Consider the following 14,348-nt stretch of genomic DNA (forward strand, 5'->3'; position numbering starts at 1 on the left):
TGTCCTACAACCTTATTGAGCTTTTGACTTGTTTAACGCCTCTTGAACTTCTGGAGGCATATACTCTTCATCATGCTTGGCGAGAACTTCACTGGCCACCAGCACACCATATTCATTCAACCTCCCTTGCGCCACAATCCCTTGGCCTTCACGAAATAGGTCTGGCAAAATACCTTCATACTCAATGGTTAGCTGATGAGCATAATCAGTGACTGTGAACACGACGCCAAGGCTTTTCGGGTCTCGTCGAACACTATTTTCTACAACCATACCTCCCGCTCTGATCGCGACATTACTCGGCGCCTCACCTTGTGCTATCTGCGTCGGGGAATAAAATAAATTAATGTTTTGCGATAGCGCGTACATAATCAGACTCACGACTGCGGCAGATACTAAAAGTATGATACCGACTGCAATCATACGTTTCTTACGGACCGGGTGCATTTAGCGACTGAGCTCCCTTTGATAGCGTTTTTTTAATTGTTGCATCAAGCGCTTGTGAGATAAAAAGGAGCTAATGATCAAAGCGCTAAAAACCGCCACACCAATTGAGTAAGAAGACCAAACATATACTCCGTGATCACCCATCGCTAAGAATTCCGCTATATTCTCAAATGCCATAGTCAACTACCTTTTCCTTTACCCAACTAGATTTTCGCTCTCGATTAAGTACTTCCGTTTGCATGCGCCACATCGCAATGCCCGCAACAAACAGGTATGAACCTAACGCACAAATAAGCAGTGGAAGCCACATTTCTACTGGCATCGCAGGCTTTTCCGTAAGCTTGAAGGTTGCAGGTTGATGTAACGTATTCCACCACTCTACCGAGTACTTGATAATGGGCAGGTTAATTAATCCCAATAAGCTGACCACCGCAACGGCCTTATCAGCAAATACTCGATCTTCAATCGCATTTTGAATCGCTATCACGCCCATATAGAGCAAAAACAAAACTAACACTGACGTCAACCGCGCATCCCATACCCACCAAGTTCCCCAAGTTGGTTTTCCCCAAATGGCGCCAGAGACTAGTGCAATCAATGCCATTGCAGCACCAACAGGTGCGACAGCCTTTATGAACACTGGCGCTAGTTTCATTTGCCATACCAACGCAACGAATCCTGCGATTCCCATCCCTAAATAACAGCTTTGGGCCAATATTGCGGCAGGGACATGAAGGTAGATTATGCGAAAGCTATTACCTTGTTGGTAGTCCGCTGGAGCGAAAGCCAACCCCCAGACAAAGCCTAGTACTAACAATACAATACCAAGACCGAGACACTTTCCACGCCAACGCTCAGCCCATTGGTAAAACCATTTCGGTGAGCCCAATCGATGAAACCAAGTCCACTTCATTAATTCATACTCGCTTTAATTGAAAGAGCGGCCATTAATGGTGACAAAACCAATGCTGTCAGAGAAATGGCTGCCAAAATAGCTAACTGTCCGCTGTATGACATACCAGATTGCGCAGCGCGGATAGCACCCGTTGCAAAAATAATCACTGGAATATACAGAGGCAAAATAAGTAGCAGCATAAGCACAGCTCCTCGGCGTAGAGAAACCGTCAAAGCGGAACCAATTGCCCCTATAAAAAAGAGCGCAGGAGTCCCTAATAATAGCGTTGATATCATAACCATCAGCTGCTCAATCGGAAAAAACAGCATGTTTGCCAACAGAGGTAAAACAAGAAGCAATGGCACGATGACGACTAACCACTGGACAAAAACCTTCAAAAATACCAAATAAGGTAACGACAACCCGCTAGTCAACCACTGCTCTAAAGAACCGTCGTTAAAATCTTCTTTATACATACTCTCAACGGCCATCAGAATTGATAGCGCGACGGCACACCACACTATGCCTCCTGATGCAGGCTCTAAAAACGCTTTCGACGGGTCTACTCCTAGAGGAAACAGGAGAATGACCATGACAAAAAACAATAACGCATTGATGGTATCTTGCTTTCGACGAACTAATGTTAGCCACTCTGACTTTAGAAATGAGCGATAGTTCATGGTGTCAGCTCGACCGTTTTAGGGGACAAGTGATATAAAGGCTGATGCGTTGTAATAACAACCGCTCCACCAGATTCCAGTTGTGATTGTATTTTAGCCTCCAAAGCGGCTACACCATGAGCATCTAGGGCAGTAAAAGGTTCATCTAAGAACCAGATCCGCTTCTTTGTTAACCACAAACGCGCCAACGCAACACGACGCTTTTGACCTGCAGAAAGCTGCGCCGCAGGCGTGTCGTCAAAAAGCTCTAAGTTGACTTGCTGCAAAGCCTCGTTCAAGGCTACCTCACTTGCATTTGGGCAATACATTCGAAGATTTTCATTAACGCTTAAAATGCTCTTAATACCTGGAGTGTGCCCAAGGTATATTTGATCAAACAACAGCAAATCTCGATTATGCGTAATGTCTTCACCGTTTAACCTAATCAAACCCTCCTCAATCGGTATCCACCCCAGAATGGCTTTAATCAATGAGCTTTTTCCCGCACCATTGTCTCCAGCTATACGAACCAGCTCACCATCACTCACAGAAAATGATAAATCGCGGCATAATTGACGCTCATTGCGCTCAATCCAAAAATTATTTATCTGTAAGTTGACTGACATGTGCGAAAGTATTACCCATATTGGCCGTTAACGAGGGGAAGAGCGATCCTCTATATTGGTGGCTATTATAAGATATATTTCTAGCTTTTCAGAACGAAAGGGTGGTGAAAGCATGATCACGGACATTAATTCGCTAATTTCTAACCAAGGCAGAACCCCTTTAGCGAGCTCTACAACGTCCTCGATTGGCACTCTGTCAAAACTTAGCAGCGAGCTGAAGTTGATCGAAGGAATCCATCCGATTCAAATTACGTCGGTTAAAAACAGTCAATCTGGTCAACAGCCGACCCAATTAATTGGTATTACGCAAAGTGACAAACAACTTACTCTGCTCAACTCTACGCCCTCTTCTAGCTTCAAAGCTGGTGATAAAGGGAGTTTGGTAATTGAAGGGAATAGAGCCACATTGACAGTTCAGTCGTCACCTCAAAGTCAACTTACCTCATCAGGTGTGACTCCCACTCAGTCACCTATTCCCCGTAGTTCAGCGAACGTATATCAATCCAATTCACCTCAGCCACCTAACACAGCTCAAACAGGGCCCCAAGCGTCACCACAACAGCAAGCCAAGTTTTCTGCGGAAGTCGCTATTGCTAGTCGCCCAATCACACTAACCGTTATTTCTACACCGCAGCAGTCGCATTCATTACCAACTGCACCGGCAGCACGAGAGTCGTTCTCAGCCACAGTGAGCGACGGCCAAAACTCATTTATCTTAAACACCAAGCATCCTTTGAAACTTGGTGAATCGGTTCAAGTTATGGTCGACCGTAAAGGACAGTTACAACTGTACCCTTCCGCCCCCGCTCAAACCCGTGAAGCAGTTATCACAGATGCATTAAAACAGTCCTTGCCCAAGCAGATTTCAAGCCAAGAATTTACTGGCATGCTACGCCAGCTATCCGCATTACAGCAAAGTGGCGCAGTACTTCCCGAAAAGGTGTCGGCTGCATTGGATCAGCTAGTAAGGCAACTCCCCAATTTACAGACACTTACTCAGTCTCCTGAAGCACTGAAACAAGCCATCCAAACATCGGGGCTATTTAGTGAAAGCAATCTCGCCAACAGCAACTTACTAGCGAAGGATGTCAAGCTCAACCTAACACGACTTGATGGGGCTGCAAACGAAGCAAAGAGCTTCGTGCAGCCCACACTGCCAGCCGCCCAACAACAAGCACTAAACATGGTGGCCGGAGCGGTAGAACACATTACCACCAACCAACTTCGCAATATTGTTGAAACTGCTCAACAAGACGGACAAACATTACCACTTAATATAGCCCTGCCCATTAAAGATCAACGCGGCACATCGATGGTCAATATACGCATCGATAAAGATGGACCGGAACATGAGAACGACGCCCAGAAGCATGAGCGTCGCTGGCTCGTTCAGCTGAAATTCGAATTTGAGGAAACTGGGCGATTTGAAGCTCGGATGAGTGTTCAAGGTCAAAAAGTCGGAATTATCTTCGCCGTCGAAGCACCGGAAACCGAACAACAAATCAAAGCAAACTTACAAGAACTAAAAGATAATCTACGACAAAAGAATGTAGAAATTGAAACGCTTGAATGTTTTATAACTAAGTTTAATGAAAGCACAAAACGGGATGTGGCAGATCAACCACAACGATTAATTGATGTGAGAACCTAATGAAGCAGAAAAAAGCTATTGCGCTGCAGTATGATTTCCAAAGTGCACCGAAGGTAACCGCCAAAGGGACGGGGTTCTTAGCTGAGCGCATTATGCAAGTTGCAGAAGAAAACAATGTTTTGCTACATCAAAGTCCTGAGCTAGTCGAAGTTTTATCTACATTAGAAATAGGAGATGAAATACCTGAAACGCTTTATTTAGCTGTCGCGGAAATTATAGCGTTCTCTCATTCACTAAAAGATAAAACTACTCTGTAGTAATGTCATCAATAGGGCTGGCTTGAATTAGGGTTACGACGTGACTCTTTCTTGAGCAAGCTAATCAGTTCCGCTTCCGCCCTTATCAAACCGCATTTGGACACCAAATCGTCAACCGTAGCCCCCATTTCGAGTAATTCCATCGCCCGGTTATAAGACACACTACTACCTTCTTTAGATATCAACTCAGATTGGCGCTCAACAGCCATATTAAGGCGCTTCTCAATGGCCACCAAACGACGCCCCATACCTATCGATCCTGAAGCGAGCACTTGTATTTGCTTCTTCTGATGAAGATCAGCATCTTTTGCTGCACGTTGTATCCCCTTCACTTTGCGCGAAAGACGAAACACCCACACAGCTAGTGATACAATCAAAATAAATTGTAGCACTAACAACAAGTTAAATACCCACTGAGATTCCATGAAACGCCTTCTGGCCTTAAGTCATTTAGAGCGAGCCTATTTCGCTCCACTCATCTTCGGAAAGCATTTTATCTAAATCTACCAAAATCAACAAAGTATCATTTTTATGGCATACACCCTGAATGAATTTAGACGCTTCGTCATTGCCGACATTCGGTGATATTTCGATCTCTGATTGTCTCAAATAGACAACTTCTGAAACAGCGTCTACTAAGATACCGATAATGTGCCCACCCACTTCAAGGATCATAATTCGCGTCGAATCAGTCACCTCACCTGAAGAAAGATCAAACTTCTGGCAAGTATCTATCACGGTTACAACAGTGCCGCGCAAGTGAATGATACCTAATACAAACGAAGGGGCACCGGGCACGGGAGCAATCTCAGAGTAACGCAGCACTTCCTTTACCTGCATTACATTTACGCCATAGATTTCGTTTTCTAGACGGAACGTGACCCACTGTAATACTGGATCTTCAGTTTCTTTTACTTCTTTTAATGCTCGACTAGTAGTCATCACGACCTCCAAAAATCAAACCTAACCTTGTACATGCTTACGGAAACCATTTTCAGGGTCTTCAAGCAACTCAATAAAACCCTGTACATCTAATATGGCACACATATGATCAATTACCGTACCCGCAAGCCATGGGCGACGACTGCGATCTGAACGCCATTTAACTTGATTGGGCTCCAAAGAGATCGCTTCCGCAACCCGTTCACATGCTAATCCCCAATCTGATCGATCCAATTGAATCACAAACTTAAAGTGTTCTTTCAACTCGCCTTCATAATGATTGGGCATAACCCATCGTGCTGTATCAACCGTACGAATGTTATGGTCCCCTACGTTGGCAACCCCCATGAACCATTTCGGTTGACCAAAAATTTCTGTCAGCTTCTCTTGATCTACTTGAAAAATACCACCAAGCTCAACTAGAGGAACGGCTATTTTTAGCGCTCCCACATAAAACAACAAACACTCAAAGCGGCTTTTTGCCCACGGCAACGGTTCAGTCTTTGGCGTATATACTTGTGGCTCTGGCTCTGGCTCTGGCTCTGGCTCTGGCTCTGGCTCTGGCTCTGGCTCTGGCTCTGGCTCTGGCTCTGGCTCTGGCTCTGGCTCTGGCTCTATAAGACTATGCTCTTGTTCCGCGCGATGCTCAACAGACCAATCTTGAACTTCTTCGGTCTTTTCTGCAGACGCTTCATCGTCACTTTCTTGCAACGACTGGATCGCATCTTCAAAATCAGCAAACGAGGCATCCAATGAAGTAAACTCATCGGGCGATAACTCTTCAGCACTGTCCTTAACTTGAACCAACTCTGGAGAAGTGTTCTCCCCTTCGACCTGATCCTCAATTAGTTCACTGTCAACCAACGCTGATACTGTAGACTCTTGAAGCAAATCATCAAGATAACGTTGTAAAGCTTGTTGAGGTGTACCGTCTAGTATCTCTTTTGTCTTAGTCTCTTTCATAGCTGTTAACCCGATGGATTAAGCAAAGTATCCATCAAACTGGTATACGCTTTGACGCCACGAGCATTTGGATCTAACGCGGATGGCGCTACACCGGCTGTACTTGCATCACGCAACTTAGTGTCGACAGGAATAACAGAATGCCAAACCGCATCGTCATACAAATCTTTCAAACTACGCAAACTTTTATTAGAGGCTTGGGTTCGTCTATCAAACAACGTAGGAACGATGGTATAGGGTATCGGGCGCTTACGTGCCCTATTTATCATTGTCAATGTTCGAATCATTCGCTCCAGCCCTTTGATTGCAAGAAACTCTGTCTGAACAGGAATAACAAGCTGCTGACATGCTGCTAATGCATTAATCATCAAAACTCCTAACACAGGTGGGCTATCGATTAATACGTAGTCATAATCATCCCATAGGATTGCAAGTGTCTTAGATATGACTAATCCCATACCTCCCTGAGCTTGCGCATGGCGCTCAAGCGTCGCGAGTGCCGTTGAAGAAGGCATCATAGAAAGGTTTGGGTGGCCCGTTTCAAGAATCAAAGATCGAGGTAGCGATTCAGGCATCTTTCCGCTTACCTGAAATAAATCGTAAGCGCTGTGTTCAATTGCATCAGGATCAAAACGAAAATAGCTGGTTAACGATCCATGTGGGTCAAGGTCAATCATTAATACTTTATGGCCAGCATCCGCAAGGAGTCCTGATAAACTCACTACTGTGGTCGTTTTACCGACGCCGCCCTTTTGATTTGCCACCGCCCAAATGTGCACACCGACCCCTTAGATTATATGCAATATATTTACGTAGATTATGGAAGCAATCATATACATTAATTCATCAATTAAACAAGTAATCATGTATGTTTGCTTGCTTCTCCTTACTTATTTTCAGCGTCACTCGGCGATTTTGTGCTCGCGCGAAATCATTGCTATTACGGACTTTAGGATTTTCACTTCCAAAACCCAATGGCGCTAAAAGCTTGGGGTCAATCCCTCTGTATACCAGTTCATCAACAACAGACGCAGCTCGTAAGCTAGACAGGTGCCAGTTCGTCGGAACCGTCCTAGAATTAGTGGGTAAATCATCTGTATTCCCAAGTACCAAAATAGGTGCTGGGTAAACCTGCAAAATACTAGAAACAACAATCAGCAATGCGACTGCTTCATTAGTCAGCTCATAGCTTCCCTGACTAAATATCAGCCCTGCTTTCATATCCAGCGTCACCCAGCGCGCATCTTCTGTTATAGAAACCTGTCCCGATGTTTGAAGCTGAGGAAATTGTGAACTAATCGAATCACTTAAGGATTGATAGAGAGCACTCGAATCGCTTTCATCAGTTTGTTCGCTTTCTGACGTTTGAGGATCGGCAGCACTGGGAGCTACTTCTAAGATTTGCTCACTTTCAGGTTGGCCTGCGGTAGGGTCGCCAATATTTATGGGTTTAATTGATTTTTGAACAGCATCAAACACGCCATTAAGTGTCTCAGATAAGACTTGCTCATCACCACTTTTCTTAAGAGAAATAGAATAAAGCGCAACAAAAAATGCAAACAAGAGTGTAATAAAGTCTGCATAGGAAAGTATCCATCGATCTTTGTTCAAAGACCGATCGGGAGCACTTCTGGTCGCCGATAGACGACGATTCCGGCGCTTTGACTGAGCATCAGAGCTGCTCATAACCGCCTAATTCCAAATCAAGGCGCTGAGGGTGTTTACCTGTTGCAATACCGTGTATCCCGTCAATGAACATTTGATTGCTCAGTAACTCTTGATCAACATAACGATACAGTTTTCGGCATATAGGAAACACAACAAGATTAGCAAAGCCTTGCCCATACAAGGTCGACACAAACGCAACCGCGATGCCATGCCCAAGTGCTTCAGGGCTATCGAGGTTAGCCATAGCTTGAATGAGACCCAAAACTGACCCCATAATACCCAGCGTAGGCGCGTATCCTCCTATAGATTCTAAAAAGCTAACACAGGACGCTCTACGGTCGCGAATGCGACTTGCTTCATCATGTAGCCGATCTGCAAGCAGTTCTGGATCAGTCCCATCTACGGCCATCTGCAGAGCTCGCGTTGCGAACCCGTGATTGAGGGCCTTGATATCATCTTCTAATGCAATTATTGAAAGCCTGCGTGCCTTCAATGCCAGACGATTAATCGTCTGGCGACTACCTTCCAGATCAAAAGATGGGGGAAATAGTGACCAGCGCAGTAATTTCAACGCTGCAAGAGCCTCACTAACACTACTCTGAACGAGTGCTGCTCCAAGACTGCCTACAATAACAATAATGGCTGATGGTAAATTCAATAACAGTACAACTTCGCCGCCACCTAGCCAATTAGCCAGAAATACCGAGCAAAAAGCGACAATTAATCCACCTAGCGTCAAGAGATCCACTAGCAGACCTCTTTGACTATACGCTCGCCAATGTGATCTAAGTGAAGAACATCATCCGCCAAACCAGCTTTTTCAACTGCCTGAGGCATACCATATATGACACAAGAATCTTCACTTTGAACCCATACTTTCGACCCTGACGCCTTGAGCATTCTGGTACCTTCTCGACCGTCTGCGCCCATCCCAGTCATAATGATAGATAGCACTTTGCCTGGGTAACACTTAGACGCTGAACCGAATGTCACATCAACAGAGGGCTTATAATTCAAGCGCTCGTCACCCTCTAAAATTCTAACGCAGCCTCCATTTCGAGGATCAACCATCATTTGTTTACCACCTGGCGCCAGCAAAGCCACCCCAGGTTGAAGCTTATCTCCGTCTACCGCCTCTTTGACAGTAATCTGGCATATGTTATTAAGTCGTTCGGCAAAAGCATGTGTAAATGCCGCGGGCATATGCTGAACAAGTACCAATGGAGCAGGAAAACCTTTAGGCAGCTTTGTCAATACCGCTTGCAGCGCCATTGGCCCCCCACCAGTGGAAGTCCCTATTGCGACTAAACTGACCTTCTTCCGAGCTCGAGGAATGATAACACCTCGATCCGTTACAATAGGTTTAGGAGCTTCTCGCCGTTTCGCCACTGGCGCAGCTTTAATCTGGCCACCAACTCGGGTTCTTGCTACGGTCAACACTCGATCTACGAGAGTATGTTTCACCACCGCTGAATCTCGAGATATGTCCTCGAAATTCTTTGGCATAAAATCGACAGCACCTGCTTCCAGGGCATCCAAAGTCACCCTAGCACCTTCATGAGTAAGCGATGAAAACATCAAAACAGGTGTCGGTTTGAGTTTCATAATATTAGCAACAGCTGAGATACCGTCTAATACTGGCATCTCATAATCCATCGTCACCACATCGGGAGAAAGTGATTGAACCTTGTCTACTGCTTCTTGCCCATTATTAGCTGTTCCTACTACCTGAAGGCGTGGGTCAGCGCTAAAAATCTCTACGAGTCGACGACGAAAAAAACCTGAATCATCAACTACCAGCACCTTCACTGGCATAATACAACTCCTATTAAGACACTATCGCGAGGCATATGCTTTCAACATGCTGGGCACGTCTAGAATCAATGCAATCCTTCCATCACCTGTAATGGTAGCGCCCGCCATACCGGGTGTACCTTGAAGCATCTTACCTAAAGGCTTAATGACCACTTCTTCTTGACCTACCAACTGATCAACAACAAAGCCTACTTCGTTCATTCCAACCTGCACCACCACAACATGCGCTTCTTCAGGCTTAGAATCGTGATCCACACCACCAATTAACCAATTTTTTAGATGGAAAATAGGAAGTGTTTTCCCTCGAATTACTACAACCTGTTGCCCATCTACGATATTCGTTTTCTTCAAGTTGAGATGGAATATTTCATTTACACTCACGAGAGGGAACGCAAACGCCTGATCATTTAGCATGACCATTAATGTTGGCATAATCGCAAGCGTCAGAGGCACTTTAATGCTAAATCGGGAGCCTTGACCTAAGACAGATTTTATATCCAAAGTACCGTTAAGCTGCGAAATTTTGGTTTTCACAACATCCATGCCAACGCCACGACCAGAAACATCAGTTATCTCAACTTTCGTCGAGAAACCTGGAGCAAAAATCAGATTAAAAGCTTCTTCATCTGATAAACGCTCAGCAGAATCTGAGTCCATTAATCCTTTTTCTACGGCTTTGCGACGCAACACATCAGCGTCCATTCCTGCGCCGTCGTCGTCTATTGACAGCAAGATGTGATCACCTTCCTGTTCTGCTGACAAGATGACATGGCCGACCCGAGGTTTTCCGTTAGCTTCTCGAACGTCTGGCGCTTCAATACCATGGTCTACAGAGTTACGCACTAAGTGAACAAGCGGGTCTGCAAGAGCTTCTACTAAATTTTTATCAAGATCCGTGTCTTCACCACGCAGCTCAAGGTTCACCTCTTTCTTCATGTTCCGAGCTAGATCTCGAACAACTCGGGGGAACCGGCCAAACACTTTTTTGATTGGCTGCATGCGCGTTTTCATAACGGCATTTTGCAAGTCCCCTGTAACAACATCTAGGTTCGATACCGCCTTGCCCATCGACTCATCGTCACTCTGCAAGCCTAAGCGAACCAACCTATTTCGAACCAACACAAGCTCGCCCACCATATTCATGATGTCATCTAACCGCTTAGTGTCGACACGAACTGTTGTTTCTTGAACAACAGGCGCATTAACTTTTTCTTTTGGTTCAGTAGGCGCGCTGTCTGAAGCCTTAGGTTTAGGAGCTGGAGTTGGTTTACTCGCCGCTGTTGGTTTCTTTGGAGCGGCCTTAGGTTTGTCCTGTTTCGGCGCGGCTTCTGGTTTAGCTGAATCACTCGCAGGCGCACTTTTTGCCTCTGGCGCATGACCTTTACCATGCAAACTATCCAAAAGCTGTTCGAACTCATCTTCTGTAATAAGGTCTGAATCCGCTGCACTCGACGTACTGGACGACTCTTCTTTGCTAGAAGAATCATTCTGCGTACTTTCATTTACGTCATCGGAACCATCAACGATACCTGGAGCTTTGCCACCATGCAGTTGATCAAGCAACGCTTCAAATTCGTCTTCTGTTATCTCATCAGACTCAGAAGCGCTTGAATCGGTCTTAGGGGGTTCACTGGCTTCTTGTGCCGGTTCCTGTCCTGGTGCTCCTGCGCCATGTAGTTGATCCAGCAAAGCATCAAACTCGTCTTCGCTAATTTCATCCGATTCAACATCAGGTGTAGATTTATTGTTGTCCTCTGCTTTACTGTTGTCGTCAGAATCAGCAGATGACCCTAACGCACTAAGAAGTGACTCGAACTCATCATCAGAAATATCATCAGGCTTTTCAGATTCTGTCGCTGATTCAGCGTCTTGATTGTCTAGAACTTCCTCAACAGAATCTTCTTCATCTATCTCGTGATCTTCATCACCAGCAAGCTCGTCTTCTGACGGAGGCTTAGCATAAAAACTCAAAGAATCGATAAGCTGCGGGTCAGCTCGCTCGGGCTCACCTCCGGCTCGAACCGTTTCAAACATTTCATTAACAGCGTCCAGAGCTTGTAGGACTATATCCATTAAATCGGAATCAACCTTACGCTGCCCATTACGCAAAACATCAAATACGTTTTCCGCGTAGTGGCAACAATCAACTAAAGCAGTTAACTGCAAAAAGCCAGCACCACCTTTGACTGTATGAAAGCCTCGGAAAATTGCGTTCAATAATGCTTTGTCTTCTGGGTTTTGCTCCAGATCTACCAATTGCTCTGAGAGCTGTTCCAGGATTTCTCCAGCTTCTACTAAAAAATCCTGTAGAATTTCTTCATCGATCTCGAAACTCATCCGCAGCAGCTCCTATTAAAAACCAAGACTCGAAAGAAGATCATCTACTTCGTCTTGATTATTCAGTACTTCAGGGTTGTCTTTCTTATTAATCGCTGGCCCGTGGCCTCGATCATCATTTTTTTCTTTATTTTCAGCTTCGTGTTCCATGCCCGAAATACTATCTACTCGTCCGGCCACAGACACCAAATGCACCAAGCGCTCTTCGACATCACGAATCAGGTCATTTACACGCGTAATCACTTGGCCTGTGAGGTCTTGGTAACCCTGCTCCAATAAAATGGTATTTAAATTATTGTGCAACGTCGTTGCGCTTTCGTCCGTATATTTTAGGAATGCGTCGATGCGCTTATACAGCTCACGAAACTCCTGAGGAGTTAGGTCTCTTTGAATTAAACGATTCCAGTCTTTATGTAGTGCTTTAGCCTGCGTTTGCAGTTCGCTAGCAACTGGCACACTGCTATCAACCATATCCATGGTTTTATTCGCAGCAGAACTCGTCATTTCGATTACATAATTCAAACGATCTGAAGCATCGGTAATTTTGGAGGTTGCTTCCGATGAATCCACCCCACTTTGAATCATCATTTCTACTGAATCTAACTGAAAGTCACGAATCGCGTCATGAAGGCTGCGCGTTAAGTAACCAACTTCATTATAAAAACTTGTGTGTCGGGCATCACTTAGCTCTTGGATGATTTTTATCGCACCGCTAAAGTCACCAACCTCAAGCTTATTTAGAAGGTCGACGGCCCCATCTTTGACAACTGACTCAAATTCACCGAGTTTTGACGCATTATCTTCAGACATCCAGACACCTACTTAGCAGAATCAATTCGTTCGAATATCTTCTCAATTTTTTCTTTCAGAGCAACGGCGGTGAAGGGCTTAACAACATAGCCATTTACACCTGCTTGAGCTGCAGCAATAATCTGATCACGTTTCGCTTCAGCGGTAACCATCAAAACAGGAATCGTTTTGAGCTTATCGTCGGCACGAACTGCTCGAAGTAGCTCTATCCCAGTCATCCCTGGCATATTCCAGTCAGTCACCAAAAAATCTATGGTGCCCGTTTGCAGTATCGGCAATGCCGTCGTTCCATCATCCGCTTCAACTGTATTGGTAAAGCCCAAATCCCTCAGTAGATTTTTGATGATACGTCTCATCGTTGAGAAATCATCAACAATCAGGATTTTCATATTTTTATCCAATGCAACCTCCACAACCCACGGGTAAAATCATAATATTAATCGTTTTTAATCCTGCCATTCACCTAGCCTAGCACGTAACCGCATAGCTGCTTGACTATGAATCTGGCTGACTCTCGATTCACTGACGCCTAACACAGCGCCTATTTCTTTCAAATTAAGTTCGTCATTGTAATACAAAGACAATACCAGCTTCTCTCTTTCTGGAAGACGGTCTATTTCCTGCGCTAAATGCTGCTGAAAACCACCCTCTTCTACCAAGTGATAAGGTTGACTTGCATCACTATCATTCTCGATATCAAGCTCATGATTACCATGCTCACTCTCTAGCATCTCCTCATAGCTAAAAAGTTGGGTTGACATCGACGAATGTATAATATCGTGATACTCATCCATGCTGATTCCCATATGAGCCGCCACTTCTACATCAGTCGCTTCTCGACCACTTGATGCTTCAATTTCTCTTATCGCGGTCGTAACGGCCCTGCCGTTTCTACGCACAGATCGGGGTGCCCAATCACTTTTACGAACCTCATCCATGATTGAACCCCGAATACGTATGCCCGCATACGTTTCAAATGAAGCCCCTTTAGTCGACTCGAATCGCTTATAAGCTTCTATCAACCCCATCATCCCTGCTTGCATTAAATCGTCTACGTCCACATTACTTGGAAGTCGAGCAAGCAAATGATAAGCAATCTTCTTAACCAAATAATCGTACTTTTGTACGATTGCATCGATTGGAAGCGTCGCTTTTTTTGAGTAAGTACTGTAACCATCTTTGCGTTGCATAGGGGGCGTTAATACCTTGTGTCCGCTGCCTGTGAAAGCTTTATCAAATGTACTATATAGTTATACATCAAGCCTCCCTAAATAACATAAT

General features: G+C 44.9%; 18 protein-coding genes. 2 read left to right on the forward strand and 16 right to left on the reverse strand.

What is annotated here, in order from left to right; all coding sequences use genetic code 11:
• Positions 1–12: 12 nt before the first annotated feature.
• From ccmE to ccmA, 5 genes are read right to left on the reverse strand one after another with little or no spacing between them, the layout of a single operon-like run.
• Positions 13–444 (reverse strand): cytochrome c maturation protein CcmE, encoded by a 432-nt coding sequence (ccmE, locus tag DN730_RS12825; protein ID WP_115468543.1) that lies wholly within the window; start codon positions 442–444, stop codon positions 13–15.
• Complete coding sequence (ccmD, locus tag DN730_RS12830; RefSeq protein WP_115468544.1) at positions 445–621, reverse strand: heme exporter protein CcmD; 177 nt, start codon at positions 619–621, stop codon at positions 445–447.
• Positions 611–1,357 carry a heme ABC transporter permease gene (locus DN730_RS12835; RefSeq protein ID WP_115468545.1) on the reverse strand — a complete coding sequence of 249 codons (747 nt, stop codon included), beginning with the start codon at positions 1,355–1,357 and terminating at the stop codon, positions 611–613. The genes ccmD and DN730_RS12835 overlap by 11 nt, the downstream gene beginning before the upstream one ends.
• Complete coding sequence (gene ccmB, locus DN730_RS12840; protein WP_115468546.1) at positions 1,357–2,019, reverse strand: heme exporter protein CcmB; 663 nt, start codon at positions 2,017–2,019, stop codon at positions 1,357–1,359. The genes DN730_RS12835 and ccmB overlap by 1 nt, the downstream gene beginning before the upstream one ends.
• Complete coding sequence (ccmA, locus tag DN730_RS12845) at positions 2,016–2,624, reverse strand: cytochrome c biogenesis heme-transporting ATPase CcmA (RefSeq protein ID WP_115468547.1); 609 nt, start codon at positions 2,622–2,624, stop codon at positions 2,016–2,018. Before ccmA ends, ccmB begins: the two co-directional genes overlap by 4 nt.
• Positions 2,625–2,736: 112 nt before the next feature.
• Between ccmA and fliK the strand changes: the two genes are divergently transcribed.
• Both fliK and DN730_RS12855 read left to right on the forward strand, forming a co-directional pair.
• The gene (gene fliK / locus DN730_RS12850; RefSeq protein WP_115468548.1) at positions 2,737–4,275 is read left to right on the forward strand and encodes a flagellar hook-length control protein FliK; all 1,539 of its coding nucleotides are present in this window, start codon (positions 2,737–2,739) and stop codon (positions 4,273–4,275) included.
• Positions 4,275–4,532, forward strand: a complete 258-nt coding sequence (locus DN730_RS12855) for an EscU/YscU/HrcU family type III secretion system export apparatus switch protein (RefSeq protein ID WP_115468549.1) — start codon at positions 4,275–4,277, stop codon at positions 4,530–4,532. The genes fliK and DN730_RS12855 overlap by 1 nt, the downstream gene beginning before the upstream one ends.
• Before the next feature lie 8 nt (positions 4,533–4,540).
• On the opposite strand, the gene DN730_RS12860 is transcribed toward DN730_RS12855, so the two are convergent.
• From DN730_RS12860 to DN730_RS12910, 11 genes are all read right to left on the reverse strand, one after another.
• Positions 4,541–4,957 (reverse strand): DUF2802 domain-containing protein, encoded by a 417-nt coding sequence (locus DN730_RS12860; protein ID WP_115468550.1) that lies wholly within the window; start codon positions 4,955–4,957, stop codon positions 4,541–4,543.
• Between the two features lie 25 nt (positions 4,958–4,982).
• Positions 4,983–5,474, reverse strand: a complete 492-nt coding sequence (locus tag DN730_RS12865; protein ID WP_115468551.1) for a chemotaxis protein CheW — start codon at positions 5,472–5,474, stop codon at positions 4,983–4,985.
• A 21-nt stretch (positions 5,475–5,495) separates the two neighbouring features.
• Positions 5,496–6,437, reverse strand: coding sequence for a chemotaxis protein CheW (locus DN730_RS12870; protein WP_115468552.1), 942 nt, complete (start codon positions 6,435–6,437; stop codon positions 5,496–5,498).
• A gap of 5 nt (positions 6,438–6,442) precedes the next feature.
• A complete protein-coding gene (locus DN730_RS12875) occupies positions 6,443–7,216 on the reverse strand; it encodes a ParA family protein (RefSeq protein ID WP_115468553.1) in 774 nt (257 codons plus the stop codon).
• A 67-nt stretch (positions 7,217–7,283) separates the two neighbouring features.
• Positions 7,284–8,123: an OmpA family protein gene (locus DN730_RS12880; protein ID WP_115468554.1), complete on the reverse strand. Its 840-nt coding sequence runs from the start codon at positions 8,121–8,123 to the stop codon at positions 7,284–7,286.
• A complete protein-coding gene (locus DN730_RS12885) occupies positions 8,110–8,853 on the reverse strand; it encodes a flagellar motor protein (protein ID WP_115468555.1) in 744 nt (247 codons plus the stop codon). The genes DN730_RS12880 and DN730_RS12885 overlap by 14 nt, the downstream gene beginning before the upstream one ends.
• On the reverse strand, positions 8,853–9,920 hold the full coding sequence (locus DN730_RS12890) for a protein-glutamate methylesterase/protein-glutamine glutaminase (RefSeq protein WP_115468556.1): 1,068 nt from the start codon (positions 9,918–9,920) through the stop codon (positions 8,853–8,855). Before DN730_RS12890 ends, DN730_RS12885 begins: the two co-directional genes overlap by 1 nt.
• A 21-nt stretch (positions 9,921–9,941) precedes the next feature.
• Positions 9,942–12,257, reverse strand: a complete 2,316-nt coding sequence (locus DN730_RS12895) for a chemotaxis protein CheA (RefSeq protein WP_115468557.1) — start codon at positions 12,255–12,257, stop codon at positions 9,942–9,944.
• A 15-nt stretch (positions 12,258–12,272) separates the two neighbouring features.
• Entirely contained in the window at positions 12,273–13,067 is a 795-nt protein-coding gene (locus DN730_RS12900) for a protein phosphatase CheZ (RefSeq protein ID WP_115468558.1), read from the reverse strand.
• Between the two features lie 8 nt (positions 13,068–13,075).
• Positions 13,076–13,456, reverse strand: a complete 381-nt coding sequence (locus tag DN730_RS12905; RefSeq protein WP_425452749.1) for a chemotaxis response regulator CheY — start codon at positions 13,454–13,456, stop codon at positions 13,076–13,078.
• A gap of 57 nt (positions 13,457–13,513) precedes the next feature.
• Positions 13,514–14,257, reverse strand: coding sequence for an RNA polymerase sigma factor FliA (locus tag DN730_RS12910; RefSeq protein ID WP_115468560.1), 744 nt, complete (start codon positions 14,255–14,257; stop codon positions 13,514–13,516).
• Positions 14,258–14,348: the final 91 nt, after the last annotated feature.

The organism is Marinomonas piezotolerans, assembly GCF_003362755.1.
Taxonomy (GTDB): Bacteria; Pseudomonadota; Gammaproteobacteria; order Pseudomonadales; family Marinomonadaceae; genus Marinomonas; species Marinomonas piezotolerans.